Below are 26,030 nucleotides of genomic sequence, written 5' to 3' on the forward strand. Positions count from 1 at the left end.
TGCTCTTAGAGATCCGACAGACGCACTGCCAACGGCGCTGAGAGAACCAGACTCGATAGATGATAGAATAGCAGGGGGATCAGCAACAAGCCCGCCGCTTCGGCAGGAAATAATATGGCAGCCAGCGGTGCGCCAACTGCAATGCTTTTTTGCGCGCCGCCAAATAGCAAAGCCTTGCGATCATTTATCACAAAACCCGATAAACCGCCCAACAGCCAAGCCCCGCCAAATGCAAAGATCAGCAGCGCCACAATCGCGGCAGCAACGATCAAAAATTGATCACCCGGTACCTGCTGCCAAATGCCCGCCGCCACGGCTCCGGAGAAGGCAACATAAACGGCCAGGCTGATGGCTATTTTGTCGGACCATCCCACTATGCCGGCATATTGTGCCACCCATGCACGTGCGTGGCGCTGGATCAATTGTCCGATCACAAATGGTAGCAACAGCATGGTCATGATTTTTACAAAAGAAGCGCCCGTAATCACGATACCAACGGATTTAGCAAGCAACGCAAAAAACACGGGCGTAATGATGATCGAGGACAGGTTCACCGTCGCCGCAGCGACGACCGACGCACCCACATTGCCTCTGGCAATGGCAGTATAGCTCGCTGCCGATTGAATGGTGGACGGCAAGCAACCCAGATACAAGAAACCAACCGCAATCATGGGGGCAATATGTCCATCCAAAATCCACGACAGCGTAAGGCCCGCTATTACCATTGCGCCGAAAACAAATCCAAAAACGGCTGACTGAAGGCGCCAATTGCGAAAACCGGCAATCACCTCTTGCCGATCCAACCGAATTCCATGGAGCAGAAATATCCAGAAGATACCCGCCGAAACCGCGAAGGCTGCAATGGGTTCAGCGGTCCCGCTTACCGGAAGTAAGGTTGCCAGAAGAACAGAGCCCCCCAGCAGCCAGATAAACTTATCCGCCAAAATCAGTCTTATAGTCTGCATTACGCCTTCGCCCATGCGCTAGAGCAGTATCTGACGCAAGCCAAACAAACAGCTATCTAAGAAAACTACCGGCCAATCCGATGCCAGATGGCACGGGCCAAATCGACCGTCAGTTGGGGTGATGCTTTGACTACCGTTGCGGGATGGCTCGCGAAAGCCTTGCCGAGTAAGCCTAAATCAAAATGATACCAGTTTGACAATATACGCTGGACGAGCGCCTTGGCGCGCAAGCTTTTGTCATCAACATGCTCCAGTTCCCGAACCAGCACACAAGATACCAATTGCCGGATTTCATCGCTCCGTTGATCGGTCAGGCTGCGCTCATGGCGGCGGTAGAGATAAAGATCAGCGTCCACTGTCATCATTTGAAAATGATTTGCGGCCCGCATCCAGTAATCATAGTCTTCTGCGCCAAAAAGCGCCTCGTCATATCCGCCCAATTTTTCCGTAACTTGACGGCGATAGAGAAAAGCCGCCCCCACTGGATTGCCATACCAACGATCTTCGATCGGACGCGGCGGGACATAGCGCAAAATATTCTCTGTATCGTCAATCACACTATAGCCGGCATAAGCTATGTCCACATCCGGATATGCTGCCAATTTCTCGACCAGCGTTACAAGCATGTTCGGGCGCAATATATTGTCGTCACTGGTCCAACTATGCAACTTACCCCGCGCTTCAGCAAATCCGCGATTGAGCGTTGCCGGCAATCCCAAATTTTGACCGTTACTCAAATGACGTATGCGCGAGTCAGCGACAGCATGTCCTACAATAATTGCGTCCGAACCATCGGTAGATCCATCATCAATGCAGATCAGCTCCCAATCATAATATTCCTGCTGCAAAATGGACCGGATCGCACTATCCAGATAGCGTGCGCCATTATATACCGGCATCACGATAGTAACTATTGGATCACTATTATTAAATGACGACATAAAAGGGATTTTCATATCTATCTATATTGAGAACGAGATAGCGGAATTTCATCTTTATATTATCTATTCAGAAAATGCTTATGCTATTTTAGCGGCGTAGCGATAGACAGTATCAAAGCTGGTTTCTGATGTTGCGGCGCAGCACGAAACAGGTTAAGGGCGCACCCAATATAAGGCGCGGCAGATAAGCCCCCTTTCCTCTCTTACGGCAGAATTTGATATGTCTCTTCGCAATATAGCCATTATCGCGCACGTTGATCACGGCAAAACCACCCTTGTGGACCAGCTTTTCCGCCAGTCCGGTACATTCCGCGACAATGAACGTGTCGAAGAACGCGCTATGGACAGCAACGACCTGGAAAAAGAGCGCGGCATCACGATTCTTGCGAAATGCACCAGCGTTGAGTGGAAAGGCACGCGGATCAACATTGTCGATACGCCGGGCCACGCCGACTTTGGCGGCGAAGTGGAGCGCATCCTGTCGATGGTCGATGGCGTTATCCTGCTCGTCGACAGTGCCGAAGGTGCCATGCCACAGACGAAATTCGTCACCGGCAAGGCGCTGGCTCTCGGCCTGAAGCCTATCGTAGTCGTCAACAAGATTGACCGCCCCGATGGCCGTGCGGAAGAAGTCCTGGACGAAGTCTTTGATCTGTTCGTCAATCTCGATGCCAATGATGAGCAGCTTGATTTCCCGTCATTGTTCGCCAGTGGCCGCAATGGCTATGCCGGCGACACTCCAGAAGTACGCGAGGGAGATCTGTCTCCTCTGTTCGACAAGATTGTCGAGCATGTGCCAGAGCCGGATGTGAACCCGGACGCCGATTTCAAATTCCTCGTCACCCTACTCGACCGCGACAACTTCGTTGGCCGTATCCTGACCGGAAAAGTTGAAAGCGGTAAAATTGATTTGAACGCTCCGATCCACGCAATCGACATGGATGGTAATGTCGTTGAAACCGGCCGCGCGACCAAGATCATGTCTTTTGATGGTTTGGATCGTGTTCCCGTCGAAAGCGCAAAGGCGGGCGACATTATTTCGCTGGCAGGCCTTACCAAAGCAACCGTTTCTAATACCATATGCGATCCTTCCGTCACAGAACCGATTGCCGCACAGCCGATTGATCCGCCAACTCTATCAATGAACTTTGCTGTTAACGACAGCCCGATGGCGGGCCGTGAAGGCGATAAGGTGACCAGCCGGATCATCCGCGACCGCTTGCTCCGCGAAGCAGAGTCCAATGTAGCCATTAAGGTGACCGAAAGTGACGACCGAGACAGCTTTGAAGTCGCTGGTCGCGGCGAATTGCAATTGGGCGTTCTCATCGAAACGATGCGCCGCGAAGGCTTTGAGCTCGGCATTTCCCGTCCCCGCGTCCTGTACCGCCAAGAAGACGGCAAACGGCAAGAGCCATATGAAACAGTCGTCATCGATGTGGATGACGAATATAGCAGCACCGTTGTTTCCAAGATGCAGCGCCGTAAAGCGGAATTGACCGAACAGCGTCCGTCCGGCGCTGGCAAGACCCGTCTGACCTTCTCGGCACCATCGCGTGGCCTGATCGGTTACCACGGCGAGTTTCTATCGGACACACGCGGCACCGGCCTGATGAACCGCTTGTTCGAGAAATATGGCGAGTATAAAGGTATTATCGAAGGCCGCCCGGTTGGTGTACTAGTATCCAACGGCACCGGTTCCACGGCAGCTTATGCGCTGAATATGCTCGAAGAACGCGGCATAATGTTTATTGGCGCGCAAACACCGGTCTACGAAGGCATGATCATTGGCGAAAATGCCAAGCCCGGCGACCTCGATGTTAATCCTATGAAATCCAAGGCCCTTACCAACTTCCGGGTTTCGGGAAAAGAAGATGCCATTCGTTTAACAACGCCAAAGGTCATGACATTGGAACAGGCGATTGCCTATATCGACAATGACGAGCTGGTCGAGGTAACACCGAAAAACATCCGTCTGCGCAAACGCTATCTAGATCCCAACGATCGCAAGAAGGCGTCGCGTAAAGCTGAAGCGGCATAGATAGTTAGACAAAAGCTCTGTTACGCCGGTTCGACGACGAAGATTTCGCCGTCGGAATCAGCAATGATCAGGTTTTTCTCCTGATCAGTGCCAATAGCCACAATGGCATCAATACTGCCTACATCTGGCTCGAAATCAGCATTGAGCAATTCATAGCTTGATGAGGGGATAATTTCTCCCGACAAAAGGTCCGTAACGCTAACAGCCCATATATTGCCGTTTGCGAAATCCGCGAAGATATATTTCGATTGCAGACTTTGGACTGGGCCTTCGTAAATCGCGCCTCCGACAATAGAGCTTCCCTCCCGGTCGCCATTGCCCCTTGCATATTCAGTCACTGGCATAACCAGCGGACCTCCGCTGCTACCCATAAACGGGGAACTACCCTCAAAAAATGGCCAGCCAAAATTTTCGGCACTACCGGTATGCAGGAGGAAGTTGATTTCTTCGGCAACCGAGCTTCCTCTGTCACCAAAGTATACTCCGTCACCAAACAGAAAGCCGTTCTTGGGGTCCTGCACACCAAGTGCAAAAACAAACGGATCTCCGCCGCCAGCAGCAAACGGATTTCCCGCTGGAACAAGAAAAAAAGCAGGCGCTGCTCCGGCAAATGGATCTGGATTCGGTTGCAGTCGCAAAACTTTACCCAATTTTGAATTGGGATCTTGGGCTAAATTGGAATTACCAGAATCGCCGACCATAATGTAGAGATTGTTGTCGGGATCAAACCCAAGCCAACCTCCATAATTCGAGTCGGAAGCATGTGGTATCTGGAGCTGTGTCCCCGTACCTAACAAACCTTCGGGGATCGTACGATTAATTTTCCGGATCGTGATGTCACTCCCTGCGGTAGCAAATATCCCCGTTCTTGCAGCAGTGACGAATGCCCAGTAACTATTGTTGGAAGAGAAAGACGGATCAACGGCTAATCCCAGAAGCCCGCCTTCACCGACTGTGTTCACGTTCAGAACAGTGCGATCGAGAACACGCGTCCCATCAATTGTATCAAGTTCATAAATGTTCCCGTTACGCTGTGCCACGAACACCTTTGCCTGACTCGGTATCGTAGCAATGGCGGTTACATCGTTCATTCCCGTCGCTATTCTTCGAACACCAATTCCTTCCCGATCATTGTTGACGGTTACAGTGAATTCGAGGGTGTCACTAGCGCTACCGTCACTAACCTGAACCCTTAATCGATAAACGTTATCTCGATCAGCATCTGTTGGAAGTTCAAAATTCGGCTGTGACGCGAAACTGAGAACTCCTCCGGCCGAAATCGAGAAGTCGTCGCCATCATCGCCACCTGATATCGAGAAACTTAACCCATCGCCGTCTGCATCGGTCGCTTGTACAGTCAAAACTGCCGTCTCGTTTTCAGCAACGTTTGCCGTCGGACCTGTTGTGATTTGTGGAGGTGAATTGACACTGGGAGGCAACACTACCGGCGAAGAGGAATCCCCTCCCCCACCACAAGCCGTCAATGAAAGAACTAAACCAGTAAAAATATAACGCCGCATAGTTCACAAGCCCCCAACTATTTATTACCGGTGCTAGCGTTGAAATATTCGGCTTTCAAGGGAATTTTCTGATGATTATTATTGAAAATTTCAAAGAAAAATGGGCACTATTGTTATCTCAATGCGTGATCCTTGATAGAATATAATTAACAAGTCACTATTGTGCCACACGCTAAGATACCCCAATAAAAACTCATGACAACATTTACAAAAAGGCCTTTCAACTTGGGCAGCACATTGGCAGCCTTAGCAATGCTCTCTGCTTGCTCAGCTGATACGACTGTCGACACCAAAGTTCCGGCAGAGGATCCGACGGCGTGCCGAGACAATCCCATCGCTTTGCAGGTCCTCGGCTCAGGTGGCCCCATAGCTGATGACCATCGCGCGGGGGCCAGCAATATTCTTTGGATCGATGGTAAGGCACGACTGCTTATCGATGCCGGAAGCGGGGCGTTTGTCCGCTATGGCGAGGCAGGGGTCGATTTCAATGATCATGACGCCATCCTGCTCACCCATCTCCATGGCGATCATGCCAGCGGTCTTCCTGCCTTGCTGAACAACGGCGCTTTCGCGGCGCGGACAGAAGGGCTTACAATAGCTGGCCCAGCGGGTAGCGAGCAATTTCCTTCAACTACTGCCTATCTGGATGCCTTGATCGGCAAAGAGGGCGGCGCGCTTCGCTATCTCCATCCTTATCTGGACGACAACACCGCCCTACCCCGCCTCTCGGTTCAGAATATCGATAGCCAAAAACCGGGACTTCAGCGCATTTGGGACAAGGATGATCTAAAAGTCGATGCCATTGCGGTGCATCATTTAGATGTACCAACCCTTGCCTATGTCGTTCGCACGCAAAGCAAAACCCTGATCTTTTCCGGTGATCAGAGCTTCCTCAGCGAAAATTTTGTCGAAACGCTGTCTCACACAAAACCCGACCTACTGATCATGCACAATGCGATCACCATGGCCGATGGACAGCCCCGCGGCCTGCACCGCGATCCCCAGTCCCTGGGTGAAACCGCCGCCGCGTTGGATGCGCAAACATTGCTGCTCACACATCATATGCAGCGCGCCATTAAATTACAAAATGAGGTCAATGCAGCCATTGCCGAAAGTTTTGGCGGTCCCATTCTAATGGCAGATGATTTGTCTTGCCATCCTCTGTAGGGGAAGAGGGATGGAGCTCATGAAGCCTAGATCAGCTGGTCGTTGCAAACCATCTCCTTCTGATCTTGTCAGTTCCTGAATGGACGGCGTAACCAAGATATCACAAAGCGATATGAGTTGATCGAAATAAATATTGAATCGAAAACAGGTTTCAATTTATGATTTGTTGGCCGGCTCGAATATTCCTGATTTTCTGCTTTCCTACAGCATAGGAATTATCCTATATTCTTAATATGATTAAAATACCAAAAAACAGAAGCTTATAGAACTATTTTCAGATTTCAGTTCGGAAAATATTTTTTAGCAATTCTGTGTATAAGCAGTATAATGCTGCATGGTAGTGTGAATATAAAACATAATAATTGTGCAGTCTTACAAGTTGAATAGGTAATTTATTTTCATCATATCCAGTCCGGGTTCGTAATATGACTGTACGAATAGGAGAATATGATGAAATGGATGTTTTTACCATTAAAACGCTATGCGGATTTTAGCGGGCGATCGCGGCGCAGGGAATATTGGATGTTCTTTTTATTTCAGGTCATCGCGATCACCCTAATTACCATGATTGCTATGGTCTTCGGTGATTTCTCATTCGATCCATCTGATTATCTTGATGCATCCGGTACGTTTGATGCATCACGCGACTTGCCTTCTGGCATCGGCCTATTGGTAGGTCTGTTCAGCATCTATGCACTGGCCACGTTTATTCCGGTTTTGGCCGTGCAAGTAAGACGCCTTCACGATACCGACCGAAGCGGCTGGTGGGTCTTGTTGAGCGTCATCCCCGTGATAAATTATATCGGTTTTCTGGTCTTGCTTGTGTTCTATTGCTTGGAGGGGAACAAAGGCAAAAACCGTTTCGGAGAGGATCCAAAAAGGGATCAGAATACCCACGAGGTATTTGAATAAATATCTTGCTCTGACAGAGACATGAAGGAAATATTGATATGGAATGGATGCTACTTCCGCTCAAGCGATATGCCGAGTTTAGCGGGCGATCGCGGCGCAAGGAATATTGGATGTTCTTTCTGTTCTCTATCATCCTGGGGCTGATAGCATCTGCGATTGACACATTATTGCTGGGTTTCTCATTCGAGAATAATGGTCCCGTAAACTCGATACTTAGCCTTGCGCTGCTAGTGCCCAGCCTAGCAGTTAGCGTTCGCAGGCTACATGATACCGGGCGGTCCGGATGGTGGCTTCTTTTGATATTCTTGGTCCTTATTGGCTGGATCATGCTCCTGATATTTTTTGTGTCGGACAGCGATAGCCACAGCAATGCCTATGGTTCAAATCCGAAAATGGAACAGGATATCGGTGATATATTCAGTTGATATAGTCGGTTAGCTTGCTCGCTCTTCACGGTTGACTTGATTTTCGATCAGGACAGCTTAAGCTCGCCAGACAAATAAAAAGAGGGGAAGACCAATGGAATGGATGTTGATGCCGCTGAAACGCTATGCGGATTTTAGCGGGCGCTCGCGGCGCAAGGAATATTGGATGTTCGCGCTTCTCCAAATAATCGTTGTCTTCGGAATATCAATAATTGGCGGCATCTTAGGTGCTTTTTCACCAGATGCTTCGGGTGGAATGTCGTTGGGCGGCAGCTTAATGTTCGGCCTATTCGGCCTCTATTTCCTGGCAATCATCGTCCCGTCCATAGCTGTACAAGTTCGTCGTTTCCATGATCAGGACAAGTCCGGCTGGTTCGTCTTGCTGAATTTCATACCTTATCTTGGCGGACTGATTGTTTTTGTCTTCATGTGCCTCGATGGAACCAAGGGCAAAAACAGCTATGGTGAGGATCCGAAAATGAGTGATAATGTTGGAGATGTTTTCAACTAAATCACATATCAGGGCAGTTGCTAGCCCTTGATTTTCGATAGGGTTGTGGCAAAGCGCCGCAACCCTTTTTTGGAGATAGTTTTAACATGACCGACACCCCCGAAGAACCAGCGAAAGAAACCAAATCCGCTGCCGATACCCCACCTGATCATCTCGCGATCAATCCGCGGAGCAAATTTTATGGCGGAGAATTGCTAGAGCGCGGCATCGGTATTAATTTTCGCGGGGAGCGTAAGAACAATATTGAAGAATATTGCGTGTCCGAAGGTTGGGTTAAAGTTCAGGCAGGTAAAACCGTTGACCGCAAAGGCAATCCCCTGCTCATCAAGTTAAACGGCGATGTAGAGGCCTGGTTTGAAGATCTGGGTGACGACGCCCCGTCCATCAAAAAAGGCTCCTAAGAGCGGTCAGGCAGCAGATGACACCCCAGCGCATTCAATATTTTATTGCGCTGGTATTCTTCATACTGGGTGGATGGGCTGCTCTGTTTCCACAGCATGTTATCGATACCGTTTTTCTACCGGAATATCGCAGCGGTGGACGCATCTTGCCGTTCATGATGGCCTGCTTCGGCGCACAGGCCTTGCTAGCGGGGCTGTTCGCGGCTTTCGCCCGTTTCACCGCTAGGACATTTCTAGTCTACGGCATCGCGTTGATACCATTTTTTGGCTTCAATTATTATTTCACATTCCATGATCCGGTTTTCACGGCAATGGGCCTTATTGACGCTTTAGGTAATATCGTCATGCTTGCTCTCTGCTATGTTGGATGGCGGAAATCAAAAACATCCGAACAGATCGACAAATAAGGAATTGAACGATGGACTTTACCGATAAAATCGTCTGGATCACCGGCGCGTCGTCGGGGATCGGTGAAGCGCTAGCCAAGGCTTTTGCAGCAAATGGCGCACATATCATTCTTTCTGGCCGCAGGGTTGAAGCGTTGGAAGCTGTGGCAACCGACATCTCCACCGATACGCTGCTACTCCCTTTTGAGACCACTGACTATGATGCGCTGCCGGCCAAGGTAGCTGAAGCCCAGCGATGGAAAGGCCGGGTTGATGTGCTGGTAAACAATGCCGGCATTAGCCAGCGCAGTCTGGCGCTTGATACCGACCCCAATGTTCATCATCAGATCGTAAATGTTGATCTGCTGGCACCGATATGGCTCACGCAGCTGCTCCTGCTCCATATGATCAGTGCTGGCGGCGGTCATATTGTTGGGATTAGCTCCGTCGCCGGACGGATTGGTGTACCGCTCCGTACCGCTTATTGTGCAGCTAAGCACGGTCTGATCGGTTACATGGACGCGCTGCGTGCCGAAACCGAGACGCGCCACAATATCCATGTCACAAACATTTTACCGGGTTCCATACGCACCGATGTTTCGCGCAATGCCCTGACCAAAGACGGATCGAAACGTGACAAATCAGACGCGGTGATCGACAATGGCATGGAACCTTCCGAATGCGCGCGTCAGATCATTGAAGCCGTAGCCAACAAGGTGCCCGAGCTGATCATTGCAGAAGGCCCAGAATTGATGCTGGCCCAATTGCGGCAAAGTGACCCAGAAAAGCTGTTTGAAATGACCGCTGGGCTCGGGGCCCAGATTGCCGAAAAATATGAAGCTGGAGATGATGGCTGATGGCATTGGTTCTGCTTGATAAGAAAGACGGCATAGCAACCATCACGCTTAACCGCCCAGAGGCTATGAACGCCCTCTCCCATGCCTTGCGCGATGCGTTTTTTGACGCCTGTGAGAATATCAAGGCCGATCCCGATATCCGTGCGGTGATTGTAACCGGTGCTGGAGAAAGGGCCTTTACCGCTGGACTGGACCTCAAAGAATTGGGATCGTCAGGCCTTGGCGCTGCAACCGATCAGAAGCCAGCGAGCAACCCGTGCAGAGCACTTGAGAGTCTTGAAATTCCGGTAATTGGCGCGATTAATGGCGTGGCCATAACCGGCGGATTTGAACTGGCGCTCGCCTGTGACGTCCTAATCGCTTCCAGCAATGCGCGCTTTGCTGATACCCATGCCCGTGTTGGTATCATTCCCGGCTGGGGACTATCTCAAAAGCTATCGCGCTATATTGGCTTGTCTCGTGCCTGCGAACTGAGCTTTACGGGTCAGTTCTTAGATGCCCAGACCGCTTGCCGCTGGGGCCTTGTCAATCATGTCTATGCACCGGATGAACTCATGCCAGCAGCGCAGGCCCTGGCGGCCGATATGGTGACAATCGAGCCAGAATTTCTCAAGACCTATAAAAAGCTCATCCTCGATGGCTATGATCGCAATTTCAAAGACGCGATGGCTTTAGAAAAGCAAGTTACTAATGCGTATAACGACAGTGTCAGCGCTGAAGAAGTTGAGCATCGACGGCTAGCGGTTATCGAGCGTGGGCGCGCGTTGAAAGCTTAAGCCTGTTCACTCCTTGATGAATGATACGATCTGATCCAGTGCCAGTTTCGCTTCTCTGATCGGTTGTAACATCCAGACATGCTGCATTTGTTCTCCAACGTGAAGAGTGAGTGGAACGCCTTGTGCATCGGCCTTTTTCTTTAGGCGCAGCGCGTCGGCATAGAGCAGGTCATCGCTGCCGGCGAAAATGGCGATGGGCGGTAATTTATCGATGGCTGCAAAAAGCGGGCTGGCAGGAAAAGCCGAGGGATCTTTACCCTCACCCGCCCAGAACTGGCCAGCTGTTTGCGCGCCTTGGATCGAGAGCAACACATCGTGCTTCTCAAGCTCTCGCTGCGACGGATCGCTGACGGTCGCATCCAGCCAAGGGGAGAGCAATATAATCTTACCCGGCATCGGCTTGCCCTGATCACGCAGCATCTGTGTTAGTCCCAGACTATATCCGCCGCCTGCACTATCGCCCATGATCGTAATATTCTCGGCACCATATTTGGCCACGGCCCGGTCATAAGCCCGCATCACCACGGGGTAACTCTGGGACCAATCATGCTCAGGGGCGAGTGGATAAAGGGGAACCGTCGCGCTAGCCCCTGTCGCCTTGATGAGCTTCTTGATTATCGTCCAATGGACGAACACAATGTTGAACGCGTAGGCCCCGCCGTGCAGATAGAAAATGTGATGCTTGCTTGAGCCTTCTTTTAAATCAACTTCATAAACCTTATGATTATCAATGTGATAATCGCCAAGCTGACTATGCTTCCTGAACCACTTGCTGGGCCGGGCCGGGCCGTTTTTCCGGTCCCGTGATAGAAACTTCATGCCGGTATCATAGTCCGCCAGACGTTGCTGAACCTTCAGCAAGCGCAAGATGAAATTGATAAATCGCGCGCGTTTACTGATCACTTGGAAGCGGACTCAAGATCGGCATTGATGAAATCTGCAATCTGCTGACGAGCTTTCTTGGCTTCCGGAATCGGGAATAACATCCAGACATGCTGCATCGTAGGAAACTCAAAATAATCGATGGATAAATCGGCGGCCTCGGCCTTTTCTTTGAACTTTCTAGCATCGGGCCAAAGCAGATCAAATGTTCCGGTAAACACCGCTGTCGGCGGAAGGTTTTCAACGCTTCCAAATAGAGGACTAACCGGAGCTGTTTCGACGGAACCGCTTTCTCCGGCCCACCACTCGCCGGCTGCACGGAGGCCATCAATGCCCAATATCCCATCCCTCTTCGTCAAGGCTGGCTGCATCGGATCAGTCATACTGACATCGAGCCATGGGGATAACAGAACCATTTTGTGCGGCATCGCCTTGCCTTGATCCCGCAGTATCTGGGTAAGGCCGAGTGCAAAACCGGCGCCTGCGCTGTCCCCCATGATGATGATATTGTCTGCGCCAACCTCATCAACCAGCGCGTCATAGACCTGCATCATCCAGTCATAGCTTTGCTGCCAGTCATGCTCTGGCGTCAATGGATAGCAGGGCGCGACCACCGTAGCATCAGTCCGGTGCACGATCTCGCCCAGCAATGTCCAATATCCCGGCTGAATATCCAGAACATAAGCGCCACCGTGAATATACAACACACGCCGATGGCTTCCCGATTTTGGCGACAGAGTGAATATCGGGTGCCCGTCTCGATCGGTTTCCGTGACGTCAAACTTGCGATGTAAAGCCTTGCCAGGCGCAGCAACCTTTTTCGCACGGGATTTGGGAATACTCGCCCGGAGTTTCGCTTCATCCGAAAAAAGCGCCTTCAACCCCGTCAGCGGAAGGGCTTTGGCAAGCAACCGAGCTCTTATACTGGTCATGGCGCCGTCCTATCCCGGATTGCCTTCCATTTGCGGCACATTGGGGTCGATCGTTACCCAATCCTGAGAGCTTTTGGTCCAGAAATGCACTTGTGGATTGAGGTGGCTGGTATCATCCAAAGTGCCAGCTTTGACAAAGGTCATACCCGGTTGTGTAGGCAGTGTGGAAAGTAGCGGTGAGCCACATTTGCCGCAGAAATGCCGTTCCACGACATTGCCCGTTTCGCTGCTATCTTCATAAGTCGTCAGATCACCTTGAATGCTCAGTTGGTCATTGGTTACACCAAATAACACGGAATAGGCGCTACCCGACTGGCGCTGGCAATTTTTGCAATGACAGACGCCGGTCATTTGTGGCTCTCCGCTGACGTCATAGCTTACTGACCCGCAAAGGCATTGTCCTGTCATTGTCATAATATTCTCCCCGTTTATGCGACTTTTCTAACGAAAACCGTTCCCGCCGAATATCCTGCGCCAAAAGAGCAGATAAGTCCAATATCACCGTCTGACAGGTCTGCGCTATGTTTGTGAAAGGCAATGATTGATCCCGCCGATGAGGTATTGGCATAAGTGTCCAGCACCGTCGGGCTTTCATCGTCATTGGCCTCATGACCAAGCACGCGCTGCGCGATCAGCCGGTTCATTCCGGCATTGGCCTGATGTAACCACATGCGCCGAAGGTCTGAACCTTCGATACCAAGTCTCTCTGCCTGATCGACAATCATCTGGGCAACCATGGGCACGACTTCCTTGAAGACCTTGCGCCCTTCTTGGACAAAAAGCTTGTCCACATCATCCCGTGTCTCTGGGCTGGTCCGGTTGAGGAAACCGAAATTGTTGCGGATATTGTTCGAAAATTGAGTCTTGAGCTTGGTTCCAACAATCTCCCAATGCTCTGCTGGCGCAATGTCTTTTGCTTCAACCAATATGGCCGTTGCCACATCACCGAAGATGAAATGACTGTCGCGATCCCGCCAATTCAAATGGCCTGAACAGATTTCCGGATTGATCACCAGTACCGATTTCGCGCTGCCCGAGCGGATGTAGTCGGCTGCCGTTTGGATACCGAATGTCGCGGACGAGCAGGCGACATTCATATCAAAGCCGAAACCGTCACCAATGCCTAGAGCGTCCTGAATTTCAACAGCAATCGCCGGATAGGCGCGCTGAAGATTGGAGCACGCACAGAGCACCGCATCGACATCTTCTGCTTTCCGTCCGGCGCGTTCCAGTGCTTGTTCAGCCGCCTTTACACCAATTTCAGCAAGGATCGATATCTCCTCATTGGGCCGCTCCGGCATTTGTGGACACATGGTTTCAGGATTTAAAATCGGATCTTTTGACAATACATAACGCGATTTTATGCCGGACGCCTTTTCAATAAATTCTACCGAACTATGCTGCAATTCCGCAACTTCGCCGGCATCAATAGCGTCGGCATTTTCTTTATTATGCAAATCGACATAGGCGTTGAAACTGGACACCAGCTCTTCGTTGGTGATGCTATCGCTTGGCGTGAACAGGCCAGTGGCGGAGATGACGGGGGTGTTAGTATCGGTCATAAAGGCATACTCATAGATTCTGGTCAAAAGGGTTATGTCGTTGATCAATATCGTAAAGTCCCATTTCACAACTAGCAAGTCATGTCGCTGCTCGATTGCCAATTATGGGCATGTTGCTATTTGTCGGATATGACTGACACAGACCGAATAAAATTGCACGAAAGCTGGAAGGCGGCGCTCGCGCCTGAATTTGCCAGTGACTATATGACAAAGCTACGAAGCTTTCTGGTTCAAGAGAAAGAAGCAGGAAAGCCGATCTTCCCAAAGGGCAGCGAATATTTTCGGGCGCTCGACCTCACGCCGCTGGACAAGGTGCGTGTCGTGATCCTGGGTCAAGACCCCTATCACGGTCCGGGGCAAGCCCATGGACTGTGCTTCAGCGTGCAACCTGGTGTGCGGCCGCCGCCATCGCTAGTCAACATCTACAAGGAACTGGAAAGCGATATTGGCATGACGCGCCCACAGCACGGGTTTCTCGAATCATGGGCCAAGCAAGGCGTATTGTTGCTCAACAGCGTGTTGACGGTTCAACGGGCAGAAGCAGCATCCCATCGTGGCAAAGGATGGGAGCAATTTACCGATGCCATCGTCCGCTTGATTGCGGCGAAGGAAGAGCCCGTCGTGTTTCTGCTGTGGGGTAGCTATGCGCAAAAGAAAGCGAGCTTTGTGCAAAGCGTCGAGCAAGGCGGCAAGCATCTGGTATTGAAAGCACCGCACCCCTCGCCGTTGTCAGCCTATAACGGCTTTTTCGGTTGCCAGCATTTCAGCAAGACAAATGCCTTTCTGGAAGCCAAGGGACTGCCGCCGATCGACTGGTCTTTGCCGCTCGCATAGCCTATGACTATGTGGAAAGCAGAAGAAGGATAAGGCCAATGACGGCGAACAGACAAAAAGAACATCAGAGTTTTGAAACATTCTGGCCTTTCTATTTGCAGGAACATGCCAAACCGGCGACACGCAATTTGCATTATGTCGGGACCAGTCTGGTCGTTCTGATTGCGCTTTATTCGTTCTTCACGACCAACTGGCTATTGCTGCTCGCGATGCCATTGGCGGGCTATTTTTTCGCCTGGATGGCGCATTGGCGGGTCGAGAAAAATCGACCAGCAACTTTCACCTATCCGCGTTGGTCGCTGATGGCGGACTTCAAAATGTGGGGCCTTTGGCTGACCGGACGTTTGAAACCAGAGCTTCGAAAAGCCGGTGTAGAAGACATCTAAGCGGCGTCTTCCAACTCCGCTTCCGATGCTTTCATCGCTTCGGTTCCTTCAATCCAGGTACCGATATCCCGCGCCACCTGATCGGGAGTTTCCTCCATCGGCAGATGTCCGGCATCTTTGTAAATGATCAACTTGGATTCAGGTATAGCTGCTTCAAATGCCTTGGCATGCGAAACCGGAATGACTTTATCCTGTTCGCCCCAGATAAGCAGCACAGGCATTTTCAAATCCCCGACCTCTGCCCATTTTTCCGGTTCGCGCTCTGTTTTTCCACGCGCGATCGACGCCTGCCTATTACCCGGAAAGCGAAGCAATTCCCAATAGCGCGTGACCAATTCGTCGGTCAGCCGTTCCGGCTGCGCAAAATTTTCTTCCAGCGAAGAGCGCACGAGAAACTTGGGCGTAATTTCCGGCAACAACAATTGCCCGATGGATGACCGAGCCAGTCGCGCCCCGAGATAAGGTTTTATCTTTTCATCCGTCTGCGCGCCTGAGGCGTCAATCAGTACGAGCCCGGAAACCCGATCCGGAACCGCAAGGCCTCCGCGCCATGACAGCCAGCCACCCATGCTGTTGCCGACCCAATAAGCTTTATCAACGCCGACCGTATCCAGTACTTTCACAGCGGCAGCAATATTCATGTCGGCGCTATAATCGCCCTGCGCCTGAGGACCGGTAAGGCCATGGCCATATAGGTCAAGCGAGATTAGTCGGTATTTGTCACCCAATAACGCGACAACTGGCTCCCAAGTCTGCAACAAGCTGTTCGAGCCATGGATAAGGAGAATCGCGGGACCGTCTTTATTGCCTTCGTCGCGATAATGGATTTTGCCACCAGCACCGTCATCTACAAATTGCGATGCATCATTGCTATATTTGGCGATCATTTCCGCGCGGTCGGTATCTGGCGTTCGGAATATGAAAAACGCGGCGACCAGAATGACGATCAAGCCTAATAAAATACGCAATGCGGTTTTCATATTTTTGCCCCGAATTATTATGAGTGATCATATTACATAGCCGAACGCATGTAGGACAGACAAAAAAAGGGCGGAAGCACTTTCGCGCTCCCGCCCTTTCGAATTTCTAACCGAATGGCTTAGGCTTGCTGAAGATTTACAGCTGCTTTCTTACCATTGTTACCGGTTTCAACGTCATATGTAATGCGCTGCTCTTTTTCGAGCGTCTGCATGCCAGCTGCCTGAACGGCCGTGATGTGCACGAAGCTGTCATCGCCGCCATCTTCAGGAGCGATAAAGCCATAGCCTTTGTCTGCGTTGAAAAATTTTACTGTGCCTGTAGGCATATTCTTATTCCTATTCATAACTTAATTATGCCTGGCTCAGGCGGATTTGCCTAAGTCAAGCGGGTTGGCCAACGTCGAGAAAAAGGAAAAAAGAGTATGCGACCCGCAAGGGTGCGAAACCAGAATTTCGTCGTACGCGATTATTAGCTGCAGCGGCCCATAGCAGCCTCTACCGTACTTAGCAAACCGCTTCGCTAGCGGGATACGCCGATGCGAGCCATTACGACGTCGAAACCAAAGCAATGGCCGCCATTGTCAAAGTTAAAACCCCAATTTCAGTGACGATATCAGGCACAGCTTGACCAACCATCTTGATTCCATGCCTGCCGGCGATTGGTCGAATATGTTTCACAATGCCACCATGGCAGCTCTTTCACTTGATGCCGATAACGTGTAGCGCTTTATCTTATGGAACAGACAATGAAAAACACTAGCATCTTCTCGGCCGCCATCTTGACTATGGTCCTTTCAGCTTGCGAGCCAGGCGAACCACCGGTCGCGCCAGACCCTTCTCTACAGGATGTCTATTTCGAGCGCCTCTCGCTGCTTTGCGACAAGGCTTATCCGGGCCAACTTGTTTCGGATCAAGAGGCCGATGCCGACATGATGGGTCAACCGATGATCATGCACGTCGCGACATGCGATCAGAACCAGATTCAAATCCCGTTCCATATCAGCAATGCCGATGGCACGTGGAACCGGTCCCGCACATGGATCATCACCCGTACCGAAAATGGCCTGCGCCTCAAGCACCGCCACCGCCATGAGGATGGGTCACTTGATGCCGTTACCAACTATGGCGGCGACACAGCGACGGAAGGAACTGCCGAGCGTCAGGAGTTTCCGGTCGATGATGAATCCATCGCGCTGTTCAAAGCATCAGATCTTGATCAATCCGTCACCAACACCTGGGCGGTAGAGGTAAGCCCGCCGGGCGAGCAGGAAGCTCGCTTCGCCTATGAGCTGCGTCGTCCCGAAACATCCGGTGGCCGCTTTTTTCGTGTCGAGTTTGATTTGTCCAAATCGGTCGATGTCCCGCCACCACCATGGGGCGATTAGGGACAATGGTGGGTTGACGCAGGTATAGTTAGTTGCTCACAACCAACGTCATGCTTCCTGCCCTTCTCGTCAGCACTGTCATGGTTCTGCTCACCGTAATCATTCACGGGGCTGGCATCCTCGCGCTCGCCCGCCTTTTAAGGGTCGAGGCCCGCGAAGAGGCGGAAGAACATATCCACCCGATGTCACTGCGCGGGATCTTCGTGACCTTGATGCTGGTGCTGGGATTATTTGCCCTGCATGGCATCGAAATTTGGTTATATGCCTTTGTCTATCTTTTGCTCGACGCCCTGCCAACGCTGTCGGATGCAATCTATTTCTCGACCATCACCTACGCCACCACCGGCTATGATGACGATGGCTTTGCCGAAGCCTGGCGTATGGTCGCCGCGATTGAGGGAGTGAACGGTATCATCCTACTCGGTTGGTCCACCGCCTTCTTTGTCACCGTCGTCGCACGTATGGGGAAAAGTCGATGACCACACTTGTCAAAGATTCACTCTTGCGCCACTTCTTTCGGCTTCTGCTGGCTGTGTTCTACCTGCTCGCTGGCATCGCCCATATCAGAAGCCCCGGCGGATTTCTGGCGATTACGCCGGATTGGGTGCCCTTTCCGGAACAGGTCATCTTCCTGACCGGCGTCGCTGAGATTGCCGGAGCCATTGGCTTGCTCATCCCGCCCAAGCTTGTGCCTCATATTCGCTATGCTGCCGGTATCGGACTTGCGCTCTATGCGCTGTGTGTCTTTCCAGCGAACATCAATCATGCGATCAACAATATCGCCATTGGCGGAGAGACTGCCAGCTGGGCTTATCATGGCCCGCGCCTGCTGTTTCAGCCGGTCTTCATTTGGTGGGCGTTAATCGCTGGCGGGGTTATCAACTGGCCGTTCAGAGAGAAAACAGTCTAGTCAGCCGAGGCCCTTTCGTTGAGCTGACGCAGATTTTCTTCATGGCCCGCTCGATCAAGTCGGTACATGCTGATTACGGCAATCATTGTAAGCCATAGTCCCAGAATTAAGGGCACATAGACTGCGCCCAGACGCCAAATCGTTTCTGCTGACACTTGTCCTTGTCCGGCCCCAGATTGCAATCCAACAATCCCCAACACGGTGCTGGCCAATATTATACCAACCCCTACACCGCATTTGCGGATAAAGGTTGTGGCGGCAAAAAAGATCCCTTCCGAGCGCCGTCCCGTTTTCAGTTCCGCCTGTTCAACCAGATCGGCGATCATTGAAGAAGCTAAAATCTGATAACAAATGATCAAGCCAACATCGATGGTCGTGGCGGTCAACACAAACCAGAAAATAAATGGCGATTCATTACTCGGCAATATATCGAACACGCGCAGCATTATGGGCGTCGGGGAACCAATGAAGGCGATGAGACCGATAATTATAGCTCCGCGCTTCTTACCTATTGTCCGCGTAATAAAGGGTGCCAGAAACAATCCGATAAATGTTGAAATGGTAACGCAAACTGAAATCAGTCCGATTTGTTGGGGGCTGAAATTCCAGAAATAAGTCGCAAAGTAAAAGTTCAATCCGCCCGCAAGGCCAGAGGCGATAAACCCTAAGAGACTGGCAAAGAACAAGGCGCCAAAGGAACGGCTAGATAGGGTTTCAAAAATTTCCCGGAACATCAGCCCCGGTGTAATTTTTCGCTTTGGCGGTGGTGCCCGAAGCTTGGGGATGAGATGATGCGTACCCAGTGCGGATATCATAATCGCCCCAAACATGACTAGCGAGGCGATAAAGCCATATAAGGCATAAGCATCGCGGTTAAACTGGCCATTGCTGATCGCTACCGTCACGAAAGCCGGAAAGATCAATATAAACATAACGATCGCCATCGTATTGCCGCCAAGCCAACCAAAGAACCAGCGAAAGCTGATCACCGAACTGCGCTCATCATAATCTTGTGTCATCTCTGGCGCCAGCGCGGTGCTGGGAGTTTCGTAAATAGTTATCAATGTACGGATGAGGATGGATAGCCCCAGCACATACCAGAAAAGCTGCGCATTGCTCCAGCTTTCCGGTGGGTTCCACAAAAAATAATAGCTGACCGCAACCGGCACTGCGGCCGCATACATAAACGGATGGCGTCGCCCCCATTTGGACCGAAAATTGTCTGACCAATAGCCGACAATCGGATCACTCACCGCATCTGCGACCAACGCAATCAATATCGCCAATCCAACAAGCTGGGCATTTAGGCCAATGACTTGTGCATAGAATATCAGAAGAAAAAACTGAAACCCGCCATCCTTGATCCCATAGGCGACTGAACCAAAGCCATAAGCCAATTTCGTCCAGATTGATGGTTTGTCATCCATCGCACGCACCGTTGCGTTCATATATCCCCCTATTGGCGGCACCTCTTTAATTGGCGCTCTTTCTCATGATCCTAAACAGGTTCCTGCTGTTTACAAGCTGCGCGCCCTGAACAAACCCATCAATCTGTGCTATGGCCCGCATTGGAGGGCAATTTTGGAAGGAAGGCCCAATGGAACGCCATGGAGATGAAATCTTAGTCACGGAGAAGGAAGCCAGCAACAAGACCCGCCCCCAAGGGGTACGATGGGTCCTCGCCTTTTCGCTAGTCGCAGCGCTGATCGCGATGTCCTTTGTCTGGATCATACCGGCCCTGTCATAAAGCTGCGCCATAACGCTCTGGCAGGTGGACTTGGTTCGTTGATCATAGTCAATGGATCTTCTCTTGTGCCGGCATATATTTGCGGAATCATTCAACAGGAGAGCGCCAATGACCCATGCCCCCGACACGCCTAAAACCAAAGAACGCAAAGGCCATTGCCTCTGCGGTGCGGTCCAGATTACCGCCCATCAAGCGAGCACGGAAGTCGGCGCCTGCCATTGTCATATGTGCCGGCGCTGGGGCGGTGGCCCTGCCTTTGAACTGGATTGCGGCACCGATGTCACGATAACGGGAGAAAACCATATCGCTGTCTATAATTCCTCAGAATGGGCCGAGCGCGCCTTTTGCAAAACCTGCGGCACCAACCTGTTCTACCGGCTGAAAGAACCCGGCCAATATATGATCGCCAGTGCGATATTCGACACCGACGACGGCCTGAACTTCACAACACAAGTCTATATCGACAGCAAGCCCGACTATTATAACCTTGCCGAGCAGACCAAAAACCTGACCGGCGCAGAGGTGGAAGCCCTATACGCCCCTCAACCGGAATGACACCGAACAGCAGCAACGCTAACTCGCCTATGCTCTAGTCTGCGTTGACCCGTTGCATCGTTGAAAAAGCGCCGGGTGCCGTACCCCACAGCTGCTTACCGTCCAGATCAAAGCCGCGCTCCGCTTCTTGCAATGTGCTCTTGGTCAGGCGTGTTTCCGAGCCGATGGCGATCCGTTGGTTTCGGCGTTTCGAGAAAATTGTGCACTGCGCCGGATCAACCCGGCCGCGCCATGTGCCGCTCTCAAGCACCCAGATTTGCTGGCAGCCTGGCTCCAGCGTCGGAACAAGCGCATCCCGGGTGAGCGACGCCAACAGCACCGGATCATTGGGCGCGACGGCATAGCCTGCTGGCTCCTTCAGGCTCCACGTAATCTGCGCGACTTTACCATCCGGCCGGTTCACCAGTTGAAGCACCCGCTGGCGATAAGCCTCGCGCGTGTCTCCCGCATCGCGTTTACCGCGATCCCGCTGATAATATAGCCATTGCCCTTCACCCATAGACGGCAGCTTGGCGCGAAAATCGTAAATGGCGATATCACCTTGCTCAGCAAAGCGGCCCGCCATCATCCCGGCGAGTTGCACCGCTTGACCATTCTCCTGACCATCGATTGCGATAATATCTTCGGACGGAGCGCAGCCGGCGGCAAGTTGCGAGAATATCAAGGCGACCAGAACCATTGTCCTGAGGTTCACCGGATCGCGACCGGATTAATCACCATCTGCACCGCGCCCTTGAAACGCGGCTGGCCAAGCACGAACATAAATTCGGTCGCACCATCTTTGGCCAGCTCCGCCGTGTTGATGCTTTCCAAAATATGCACGCCATGTTTGGCGAGCAGAGTCTGATGAACAATGAACGGCTTGGTCGGATCTTCAAACGGGATCGCTTCCAGCGCCGCGGTATCCGCGCCAACCATCACAACGTCCAGCGAAGCGAGATATTCCGCTCCTTGAACGCCCAGGCCCGGTTGCTGCGCGATATAACCCTGCGGGTCAGTCGTGCTCTTGCTCATCCAGCCCGTGTGGAACAACACCACATCACCCTTGCCGATGGTTACACCAGCCGCTTTGGCCGCCGCCTCAATCTCTGCTTGGTTAAACGCTGTACCGGGATCAAGCACTGACTTCCCATAATGCTTGGTCATGTCTAGCAGCACACCCCGGGTTGCAGTTGGCAGGATCGTCTCCGTCCCGTATTTTGTCACGCCAGCCGGCTGATAAAGTTCACTGCCCTTCACACCATTATAATAATGATGGTCGATACCAAGATGCGCGAAGCCATCTATTTGCGTCCCGATCCCGACCCAGCTGTAAATAATATCATCATGCGCCGTCACCTTGTTCGCGCCCATGGAACCACCCTGCCCGTCATTGGTTTGCAAGATGGTCGCGCTATAGGATCGCGGCGGATAGGCAGGCGTTTTTGGCCCCGTCACCACGCCCAAAGCATAAGTTTTGCCAGTTTTGACCAGCTTGGCCGCGTTGACTGTACCTTCGGGCGACAGATTGTTCATCGCGCCCTTGGTATCTTCCGCGCCATATTTACTGGGATACCAGCTCTTCTCCCCCTGCTTTTGGGCATCTTGCGCCAGCGCCGGAACCGCAAGCGCTGCACCCACCAATAAAATCACCATCATCCGCATCTTGTTTCTCCCTTTTCTCGTCCCTGATCCGATCCCTAGCATCGCCATAATCCTTTCGCCAATCGTTGCCGTTTTCCGAAAAGAGAAATTCGACACATTATACGCAAAATGGGGGTCAAATTCGGTTGAGTGGAGCGCCAGCGACGATGAATCGTTTCACCAATGCCCGAGAAGACGATACTGATATATTCCGGTAGTCATGAGCCTAATATAACCGAAGAGGATGCGTGTAGGAAAGCATGTTTGGGGACGGCTCTCCCTGTCATCCTATTTCTTAAAACCGTGGCTAAGCAATTTCACGGTAACCTTCGCCGCGGCCACCGTCACGCAATCCGTATCTTTAATCGCGATTTCGGCGAGATATCCGGCCGAACCCTTGCGCTCCAGATCGGCTTCCAGCGCAGCGATATCCGCATCGCTCAAGCTATATTCCGCCGTCACATCGCTCCCCGCTGGCCGTTGAAAATCGACGAACAAATCCTTGATGATTGGGAAAAAGCGTTTCTTGTCGAGAAAATCAATCGCTGGCGTTGCAGCGGTTGCTTCTGCCAGCACGGTAAAGGCCCCCATATACATCACACCGACATGATTTTCATTCCCGGCAAGCGGCATCAGCATGTTGACATAACCCGTGCGCTTTTCAAGCGGCCGCATCCCGGTGCGCTCGACAAAGGGAACGCTATATTTTTCAGTTTGGATGGCGGTGCTATCAGTTTGCATGGGTGTGAGCTCCTTTGACGCGCAAATTGACATGGTGCACGGCGGAGGGAAATGCGAGATTGTGATAGGAAGTGAATGCAGACGTTTGATTTATCCAGATAGCGGACATTAGACACGACATCATTGTTGATATTCAAAGCCAACGATTGCTTATCTAGTAGACTTGATGAACAATCAGGAGGTTTTTGGGTGTCTAGTTTTCTCCAGAGATTTCTAACACGATCCGATCAGGCTGTGATTTATCGATGGTAATATAGTGGGTCAATGGGTCGTCTTCTGGCCTTGAGTGAAAGTGCCCAGGGCGTTTCGATCAACCGTAAAAATATCGCTCTTCAATGATTTTGCCGTCGCGGACGGTGTAGATAGCGATCTCGGAAAAGGGTTTGCGTTCACCGGTTGCGCGCCGCTTGATCAGCATGTCGATAAACAAGGCAAAGCGGTTGCCCGTGATGAACGGGCCATCGATGCTGAGTTCCTCCATCGCGCTGTGACCCAGCCAATTGTTTAATTTGTCGCGGGCAGCGTCAAATCCCGTCACGATGACCGGTACATGTTCGATACTATCCCCAGGCTCGATGATAACGATATCAATGGCCCAATATTTTTCCGCCGCCGCGACCGCTTGACCGGACTGGATAAGGGACAAAAAATCGTCTGCGAGTTCTTCGATATCGGCCATATCATCTGGCTCATATTTGCTAGAATGAAGAAGAAATCCGGCGGATGGAGGGTCGCAAGTCCATCCGCCGAACGCATCGCTTGCGCGTGCTTTTCGAAAAGACCTAAGGGCGGTCTATCGAACTTTATATTCGCGAAGCAGCATGCTGCTCTGCACGGTCCGGTATTCCGCCCGGTTACCGGATTCTGCTATTTGCTGCTCTGCAGACGATTTCATGTAGGCATCATATGCTTTGTTGCGTCTTTCGCCTTCCGCTGCATCAGCCATTTTCGCAAAGGTGGTCATCAGATAGATTGTTGGCTCGCCATCGCGGGGATATTCGTTGATGAGTATTTTGTAATCGCTGATCCAGCCCTTGGATTTGGCAAATTCCTGAACGTCGACCCACTTGGTTGCAAGGTGGGTCGCATATTTGAACGCTCCGCCGTCTTTGACAAAAATTCCGCTAACTTGCGAATAGTCACCGGCCACCATCGGGAATTCCTGTGCCGCTGCGACTGTTGGCAAGGCCATTGGTGTTGTCACCAGCATCGCGGTTGCGATCATCATTGTTTTCGTCAATTTCATCATCATTCTCCTGTTTTGGTTTGCTTGAAACCGCAGGCAAAGCTCTTCCATTGGCGGCAACCGGGGGTTTCCGGACCAACCTAAATGGTCTAACTTGTCTGCAATCTCAGTAGGTTGTTGATGGGCTAAAATGTAACATCCCGTCAACGGCGCTACCGTCAAAAAAGCGTCAATATTATTTTATCACTGCACATCATATTCGTCATCTGCAGCAATTTCATCAAGAGGTTGGTCTGTCTCACAATCATAGTCGATCTGTTCAGTCTCTGTGGACGCTGTCTTGTTCCCTTTATAGACACCATTGAAATTTTGCGACCTGACAACGTCTTTTTTGTTGCCGTTTTTGTAGTGGATCAGATCATAGGTATAGGGGAGATCAAGGTCAGCCTTTTTTGAGGTGGTTATGACATGTATTTTTGTGGCTGGCTGCGCAGTGGCGTTGATCGTCCGAACATAATTTGACTCGGTTTCAAAACCATTTGCTTTTTCGACAGTAAATGCAGTGTTCACACTGGTTTCAACGCCAGCTTTAACAATTGGTCCAAAACCGCCTTCTACATAGGTCTTGATATTTAACGCCGTTGTATTGCTAAATTTAAAGCTGTGCATCTCCTTCACTTTCTTAGAAATCTCAATTTTCTGAGAAACAGAGCTACTGCTTCGGCAAGCGCTCACAAACTGAAGATCAATCTGTTCCGGCTTGGTGACGTCCATCTGTTTTTTCAGGGCATCATAATCAAATTTGACGTTATCAATATAGTAAGGCAATCCGAAATGTACGCGTACGCGGTCGAGATAAACGCCCCATTTGCCGTCAATTTTCCGGATAGCTGCGCCGTTGCGGTCTTCTAGAATTGTCCGACGACCGCCCCCTTCGCTGAATATTTTAGAAGATTTGCCTTCGCTCATATGAAATTGAATTGCATCCATATATCTGCCGGACCAAATATAGATGCTTTTCAAATATCCCGTTTTCGGGAGAGTCCATATTTCACATCTTCCTCCATTGCCGCCAAATTTTGTGCCGCGTACACCTGCATAAATAGGCGTAATGCTATCAACATGTGCCCCATGGCAAACTTCAATTGCAGAGATTTCTCCGCGTTGCCAAATGGCATCTTTCTCCGCGACCCATGGACCGCCGCCGTTCGTGCCGGCGTCCTGAGCAGACGAGAGTTCAAAAACTTGTTCCGCTGTAACATCGGCAGCTGGTTTCGTTACGGTTTGGGCATTTGCCGCTGGAAAAAACAAAGCCGGTGTAATGCATGTCGCAGTCATCATCTTTTTCATCAGTTTCACTTTAACTCTCCTGTTTTCAATATTTTGAAACAGCAGGCACAGCTTTCTC

The 26,030-nt window shown here is 51.2% G+C and carries 32 protein-coding genes; 16 read left to right on the forward strand and 16 right to left on the reverse strand.

Translation table 11 applies throughout. The features are described from left to right. Window positions 1-5 precede the first annotated feature (5 nt). Window positions 6-965, reverse strand: coding sequence for a bile acid:sodium symporter family protein (locus ABJM21_RS10225; protein ID WP_348301248.1), 960 nt, complete (start codon window positions 963-965; stop codon window positions 6-8). Between the two features lie 65 nt (window positions 966-1,030). Then, a complete protein-coding gene (locus tag ABJM21_RS10230; protein WP_348301247.1) occupies window positions 1,031-1,906 on the reverse strand; it encodes a glycosyltransferase family A protein in 876 nt (291 codons plus the stop codon). Window positions 1,907-2,126: 220 nt separating this feature from the next. Between ABJM21_RS10230 and typA the strand changes: the two genes are divergently transcribed. Then, entirely contained in the window at window positions 2,127-3,944 is a 1,818-nt protein-coding gene (typA, locus tag ABJM21_RS10235) for a translational GTPase TypA (RefSeq protein WP_348301246.1), read from the forward strand. Window positions 3,945-3,964: 20 nt separating this feature from the next. Here the strand turns inward: typA and ABJM21_RS10240 are convergent, their stop codons facing one another. Then, entirely contained in the window at window positions 3,965-5,464 is a 1,500-nt protein-coding gene (locus ABJM21_RS10240) for a PQQ-dependent sugar dehydrogenase (protein WP_348301245.1), read from the reverse strand. A 225-nt stretch (window positions 5,465-5,689) separates the two neighbouring features. Between ABJM21_RS10240 and ABJM21_RS10245 the strand changes: the two genes are divergently transcribed. The 8 genes from ABJM21_RS10245 (at window position 5,690) to ABJM21_RS10280 (ending at window position 10,899) form a co-directional block, all read left to right on the forward strand. Then, window positions 5,690-6,631 (forward strand): MBL fold metallo-hydrolase, encoded by a 942-nt coding sequence (locus ABJM21_RS10245; RefSeq protein ID WP_348414414.1) that lies wholly within the window; start codon window positions 5,690-5,692, stop codon window positions 6,629-6,631. A gap of 459 nt (window positions 6,632-7,090) precedes the next feature. Beyond that, window positions 7,091-7,543 (forward strand): DUF805 domain-containing protein, encoded by a 453-nt coding sequence (locus tag ABJM21_RS10250; protein WP_348372835.1) that lies wholly within the window; start codon window positions 7,091-7,093, stop codon window positions 7,541-7,543. Between the two features lie 38 nt (window positions 7,544-7,581). After that, entirely contained in the window at window positions 7,582-7,968 is a 387-nt protein-coding gene (locus ABJM21_RS10255; protein ID WP_348301242.1) for a DUF805 domain-containing protein, read from the forward strand. Between the two features lie 94 nt (window positions 7,969-8,062). Further along, complete coding sequence (locus tag ABJM21_RS10260) at window positions 8,063-8,479, forward strand: DUF805 domain-containing protein (RefSeq protein ID WP_348301241.1); 417 nt, start codon at window positions 8,063-8,065, stop codon at window positions 8,477-8,479. 86 nt (window positions 8,480-8,565) lie between these two features. After that, window positions 8,566-8,880 carry a DUF3297 family protein gene (locus tag ABJM21_RS10265; RefSeq protein ID WP_348301240.1) on the forward strand — a complete coding sequence of 105 codons (315 nt, stop codon included), beginning with the start codon at window positions 8,566-8,568 and terminating at the stop codon, window positions 8,878-8,880. A 17-nt stretch (window positions 8,881-8,897) separates the two neighbouring features. Continuing rightward, complete coding sequence (locus ABJM21_RS10270) at window positions 8,898-9,287, forward strand: hypothetical protein (protein WP_348301239.1); 390 nt, start codon at window positions 8,898-8,900, stop codon at window positions 9,285-9,287. 11 nt (window positions 9,288-9,298) lie between these two features. After that, entirely contained in the window at window positions 9,299-10,123 is an 825-nt protein-coding gene (locus tag ABJM21_RS10275; protein WP_348301238.1) for an SDR family NAD(P)-dependent oxidoreductase, read from the forward strand. After that, window positions 10,123-10,899: an enoyl-CoA hydratase gene (locus ABJM21_RS10280; RefSeq protein WP_348301237.1), complete on the forward strand. Its 777-nt coding sequence runs from the start codon at window positions 10,123-10,125 to the stop codon at window positions 10,897-10,899. Before ABJM21_RS10275 ends, ABJM21_RS10280 begins: the two co-directional genes overlap by 1 nt. Window positions 10,900-10,905: 6 nt before the next feature. Here ABJM21_RS10280 and ABJM21_RS10285 read toward each other — a convergent pair whose 3' ends face one another. The 4 genes from ABJM21_RS10285 to ABJM21_RS10300 are packed head-to-tail and all read right to left on the reverse strand — an operon-like array spanning window position 10,906 to window position 14,275. After that, entirely contained in the window at window positions 10,906-11,802 is an 897-nt protein-coding gene (locus tag ABJM21_RS10285) for an alpha/beta hydrolase (protein ID WP_348301236.1), read from the reverse strand. Next, the gene (locus ABJM21_RS10290; RefSeq protein WP_348301235.1) at window positions 11,799-12,713 is read right to left on the reverse strand and encodes an alpha/beta hydrolase; all 915 of its coding nucleotides are present in this window, start codon (window positions 12,711-12,713) and stop codon (window positions 11,799-11,801) included. The genes ABJM21_RS10285 and ABJM21_RS10290 overlap by 4 nt, the downstream gene beginning before the upstream one ends. Window positions 12,714-12,722: 9 nt before the next feature. Next, complete coding sequence (locus ABJM21_RS10295) at window positions 12,723-13,127, reverse strand: GFA family protein (protein WP_348301234.1); 405 nt, start codon at window positions 13,125-13,127, stop codon at window positions 12,723-12,725. A gap of 14 nt (window positions 13,128-13,141) precedes the next feature. Further along, window positions 13,142-14,275, reverse strand: coding sequence for a beta-ketoacyl-ACP synthase III (locus tag ABJM21_RS10300; protein WP_348301233.1), 1,134 nt, complete (start codon window positions 14,273-14,275; stop codon window positions 13,142-13,144). Between the two features lie 129 nt (window positions 14,276-14,404). Between ABJM21_RS10300 and ung the strand changes: the two genes are divergently transcribed. Both ung and ABJM21_RS10310 read left to right on the forward strand, forming a co-directional pair. Continuing rightward, window positions 14,405-15,109: a uracil-DNA glycosylase gene (gene ung, locus ABJM21_RS10305; protein WP_348301232.1), complete on the forward strand. Its 705-nt coding sequence runs from the start codon at window positions 14,405-14,407 to the stop codon at window positions 15,107-15,109. Window positions 15,110-15,147: 38 nt separating this feature from the next. Further along, entirely contained in the window at window positions 15,148-15,495 is a 348-nt protein-coding gene (locus ABJM21_RS10310) for a DUF962 domain-containing protein (RefSeq protein ID WP_348301231.1), read from the forward strand. On the opposite strand, the gene ABJM21_RS10315 is transcribed toward ABJM21_RS10310, so the two are convergent. Both ABJM21_RS10315 and ABJM21_RS10320 read right to left on the reverse strand, forming a co-directional pair. After that, window positions 15,492-16,475, reverse strand: a complete 984-nt coding sequence (locus tag ABJM21_RS10315) for an alpha/beta fold hydrolase (RefSeq protein WP_348301230.1) — start codon at window positions 16,473-16,475, stop codon at window positions 15,492-15,494. The genes ABJM21_RS10310 and ABJM21_RS10315 overlap by 4 nt on opposite strands. Before the next feature lie 119 nt (window positions 16,476-16,594). Continuing rightward, on the reverse strand, window positions 16,595-16,801 hold the full coding sequence (locus ABJM21_RS10320) for a cold-shock protein (protein ID WP_207988636.1): 207 nt from the start codon (window positions 16,799-16,801) through the stop codon (window positions 16,595-16,597). Between the two features lie 420 nt (window positions 16,802-17,221). Here ABJM21_RS10320 and ABJM21_RS10325 point away from each other — a divergent pair, with 420 nt between their 5' ends. The 3 genes from ABJM21_RS10325 to ABJM21_RS10335 are packed head-to-tail and all read left to right on the forward strand — an operon-like array spanning window position 17,222 to window position 18,770. Next, window positions 17,222-17,860 (forward strand): hypothetical protein, encoded by a 639-nt coding sequence (locus ABJM21_RS10325; protein WP_348301229.1) that lies wholly within the window; start codon window positions 17,222-17,224, stop codon window positions 17,858-17,860. A gap of 32 nt (window positions 17,861-17,892) precedes the next feature. Beyond that, window positions 17,893-18,339 (forward strand): ion channel, encoded by a 447-nt coding sequence (locus ABJM21_RS10330; RefSeq protein WP_348301228.1) that lies wholly within the window; start codon window positions 17,893-17,895, stop codon window positions 18,337-18,339. Next, a complete protein-coding gene (locus tag ABJM21_RS10335) occupies window positions 18,336-18,770 on the forward strand; it encodes a DoxX family protein (protein ID WP_348301227.1) in 435 nt (144 codons plus the stop codon). The genes ABJM21_RS10330 and ABJM21_RS10335 overlap by 4 nt, the downstream gene beginning before the upstream one ends. Here ABJM21_RS10335 and ABJM21_RS10340 read toward each other — a convergent pair. Then, window positions 18,767-20,218, reverse strand: coding sequence for an MFS transporter (locus ABJM21_RS10340; protein WP_348301226.1), 1,452 nt, complete (start codon window positions 20,216-20,218; stop codon window positions 18,767-18,769). The genes ABJM21_RS10335 and ABJM21_RS10340 overlap by 4 nt on opposite strands. A gap of 149 nt (window positions 20,219-20,367) precedes the next feature. On the opposite strand from ABJM21_RS10340, the gene ABJM21_RS10345 reads away from it, so the two are divergent. Together ABJM21_RS10345 and ABJM21_RS10350 are read left to right on the forward strand one after the other, a co-directional pair. Next, window positions 20,368-20,517, forward strand: a complete 150-nt coding sequence (locus ABJM21_RS10345) for a hypothetical protein (protein WP_348301225.1) — start codon at window positions 20,368-20,370, stop codon at window positions 20,515-20,517. A 108-nt stretch (window positions 20,518-20,625) separates the two neighbouring features. Continuing rightward, window positions 20,626-21,072, forward strand: a complete 447-nt coding sequence (locus ABJM21_RS10350; RefSeq protein ID WP_348301224.1) for a GFA family protein — start codon at window positions 20,626-20,628, stop codon at window positions 21,070-21,072. 34 nt (window positions 21,073-21,106) lie between these two features. On the opposite strand, the gene ABJM21_RS10355 is transcribed toward ABJM21_RS10350, so the two are convergent. The 6 genes from ABJM21_RS10355 to ABJM21_RS10380 form a co-directional block, all read right to left on the reverse strand. Then, a complete protein-coding gene (locus tag ABJM21_RS10355) occupies window positions 21,107-21,766 on the reverse strand; it encodes a chromophore lyase CpcT/CpeT (protein ID WP_348301223.1) in 660 nt (219 codons plus the stop codon). Further along, on the reverse strand, window positions 21,763-22,716 hold the full coding sequence (locus tag ABJM21_RS10360; protein ID WP_348301222.1) for a cyclase family protein: 954 nt from the start codon (window positions 22,714-22,716) through the stop codon (window positions 21,763-21,765). The genes ABJM21_RS10355 and ABJM21_RS10360 overlap by 4 nt, the downstream gene beginning before the upstream one ends. Window positions 22,717-22,983: 267 nt before the next feature. Continuing rightward, window positions 22,984-23,436, reverse strand: a complete 453-nt coding sequence (locus tag ABJM21_RS10365; protein ID WP_348301221.1) for a DUF4442 domain-containing protein — start codon at window positions 23,434-23,436, stop codon at window positions 22,984-22,986. A 310-nt stretch (window positions 23,437-23,746) separates the two neighbouring features. Beyond that, the gene (locus tag ABJM21_RS10370; RefSeq protein WP_348301220.1) at window positions 23,747-24,115 is read right to left on the reverse strand and encodes a nuclear transport factor 2 family protein; all 369 of its coding nucleotides are present in this window, start codon (window positions 24,113-24,115) and stop codon (window positions 23,747-23,749) included. Window positions 24,116-24,229: 114 nt separating this feature from the next. After that, window positions 24,230-24,682, reverse strand: a complete 453-nt coding sequence (locus tag ABJM21_RS10375) for a hypothetical protein (RefSeq protein ID WP_348301219.1) — start codon at window positions 24,680-24,682, stop codon at window positions 24,230-24,232. Between the two features lie 183 nt (window positions 24,683-24,865). After that, window positions 24,866-25,981: a hypothetical protein gene (locus ABJM21_RS10380; protein WP_348301218.1), complete on the reverse strand. Its 1,116-nt coding sequence runs from the start codon at window positions 25,979-25,981 to the stop codon at window positions 24,866-24,868. Window positions 25,982-26,030: the final 49 nt, after the last annotated feature.

It is taken from the genome of Parasphingorhabdus sp. (assembly GCF_039977335.1).
Taxonomy (GTDB): domain Bacteria; phylum Pseudomonadota; class Alphaproteobacteria; order Sphingomonadales; family Sphingomonadaceae; genus Parasphingorhabdus.

Bases quoted from the DNA above. Each gene is read 5' to 3' on its own strand.
- ABJM21_RS10225 (WP_348301248.1), bottom strand. From the start codon at position 965: ATGCAGACTATAAGACTGATTTTGGCGGATAAGTTTATCTGGCTGCTG.
- ABJM21_RS10230 (WP_348301247.1), bottom strand. From the start codon at position 1,906: ATGTCGTCATTTAATAATAGTGATCCAATAGTTACTATCGTGATGCCG.
- typA (WP_348301246.1), top strand. From the start codon at position 2,127: ATGTCTCTTCGCAATATAGCCATTATCGCGCACGTTGATCACGGCAAA.
- ABJM21_RS10240 (WP_348301245.1), bottom strand. From the start codon at position 5,464: ATGCGGCGTTATATTTTTACTGGTTTAGTTCTTTCATTGACGGCTTGT.
- ABJM21_RS10250 (WP_348372835.1), top strand. From the start codon at position 7,091: ATGTTTTTACCATTAAAACGCTATGCGGATTTTAGCGGGCGATCGCGG.
- ABJM21_RS10255 (WP_348301242.1), top strand. From the start codon at position 7,582: ATGGAATGGATGCTACTTCCGCTCAAGCGATATGCCGAGTTTAGCGGG.
- ABJM21_RS10260 (WP_348301241.1), top strand. From the start codon at position 8,063: ATGGAATGGATGTTGATGCCGCTGAAACGCTATGCGGATTTTAGCGGG.
- ABJM21_RS10265 (WP_348301240.1), top strand. From the start codon at position 8,566: ATGACCGACACCCCCGAAGAACCAGCGAAAGAAACCAAATCCGCTGCC.
- ABJM21_RS10270 (WP_348301239.1), top strand. From the start codon at position 8,898: ATGACACCCCAGCGCATTCAATATTTTATTGCGCTGGTATTCTTCATA.
- ABJM21_RS10275 (WP_348301238.1), top strand. From the start codon at position 9,299: ATGGACTTTACCGATAAAATCGTCTGGATCACCGGCGCGTCGTCGGGG.
- ABJM21_RS10280 (WP_348301237.1), top strand. From the start codon at position 10,123: ATGGCATTGGTTCTGCTTGATAAGAAAGACGGCATAGCAACCATCACG.
- ABJM21_RS10290 (WP_348301235.1), bottom strand. From the start codon at position 12,713: ATGACCAGTATAAGAGCTCGGTTGCTTGCCAAAGCCCTTCCGCTGACG.
- ABJM21_RS10295 (WP_348301234.1), bottom strand. From the start codon at position 13,127: ATGACAATGACAGGACAATGCCTTTGCGGGTCAGTAAGCTATGACGTC.
- ABJM21_RS10300 (WP_348301233.1), bottom strand. From the start codon at position 14,275: ATGACCGATACTAACACCCCCGTCATCTCCGCCACTGGCCTGTTCACG.
- ung (WP_348301232.1), top strand. From the start codon at position 14,405: ATGACTGACACAGACCGAATAAAATTGCACGAAAGCTGGAAGGCGGCG.
- ABJM21_RS10310 (WP_348301231.1), top strand. From the start codon at position 15,148: ATGACGGCGAACAGACAAAAAGAACATCAGAGTTTTGAAACATTCTGG.
- ABJM21_RS10315 (WP_348301230.1), bottom strand. From the start codon at position 16,475: ATGAAAACCGCATTGCGTATTTTATTAGGCTTGATCGTCATTCTGGTC.
- ABJM21_RS10320 (WP_207988636.1), bottom strand. From the start codon at position 16,801: ATGCCTACAGGCACAGTAAAATTTTTCAACGCAGACAAAGGCTATGGC.
- ABJM21_RS10325 (WP_348301229.1), top strand. From the start codon at position 17,222: ATGAAAAACACTAGCATCTTCTCGGCCGCCATCTTGACTATGGTCCTT.
- ABJM21_RS10335 (WP_348301227.1), top strand. From the start codon at position 18,336: ATGACCACACTTGTCAAAGATTCACTCTTGCGCCACTTCTTTCGGCTT.
- ABJM21_RS10340 (WP_348301226.1), bottom strand. From the start codon at position 20,218: ATGAACGCAACGGTGCGTGCGATGGATGACAAACCATCAATCTGGACG.
- ABJM21_RS10345 (WP_348301225.1), top strand. From the start codon at position 20,368: ATGGAACGCCATGGAGATGAAATCTTAGTCACGGAGAAGGAAGCCAGC.
- ABJM21_RS10350 (WP_348301224.1), top strand. From the start codon at position 20,626: ATGACCCATGCCCCCGACACGCCTAAAACCAAAGAACGCAAAGGCCAT.
- ABJM21_RS10360 (WP_348301222.1), bottom strand. From the start codon at position 22,716: ATGCGGATGATGGTGATTTTATTGGTGGGTGCAGCGCTTGCGGTTCCG.
- ABJM21_RS10365 (WP_348301221.1), bottom strand. From the start codon at position 23,436: ATGCAAACTGATAGCACCGCCATCCAAACTGAAAAATATAGCGTTCCC.
- ABJM21_RS10370 (WP_348301220.1), bottom strand. From the start codon at position 24,115: ATGGCCGATATCGAAGAACTCGCAGACGATTTTTTGTCCCTTATCCAG.
- ABJM21_RS10375 (WP_348301219.1), bottom strand. From the start codon at position 24,682: ATGAAATTGACGAAAACAATGATGATCGCAACCGCGATGCTGGTGACA.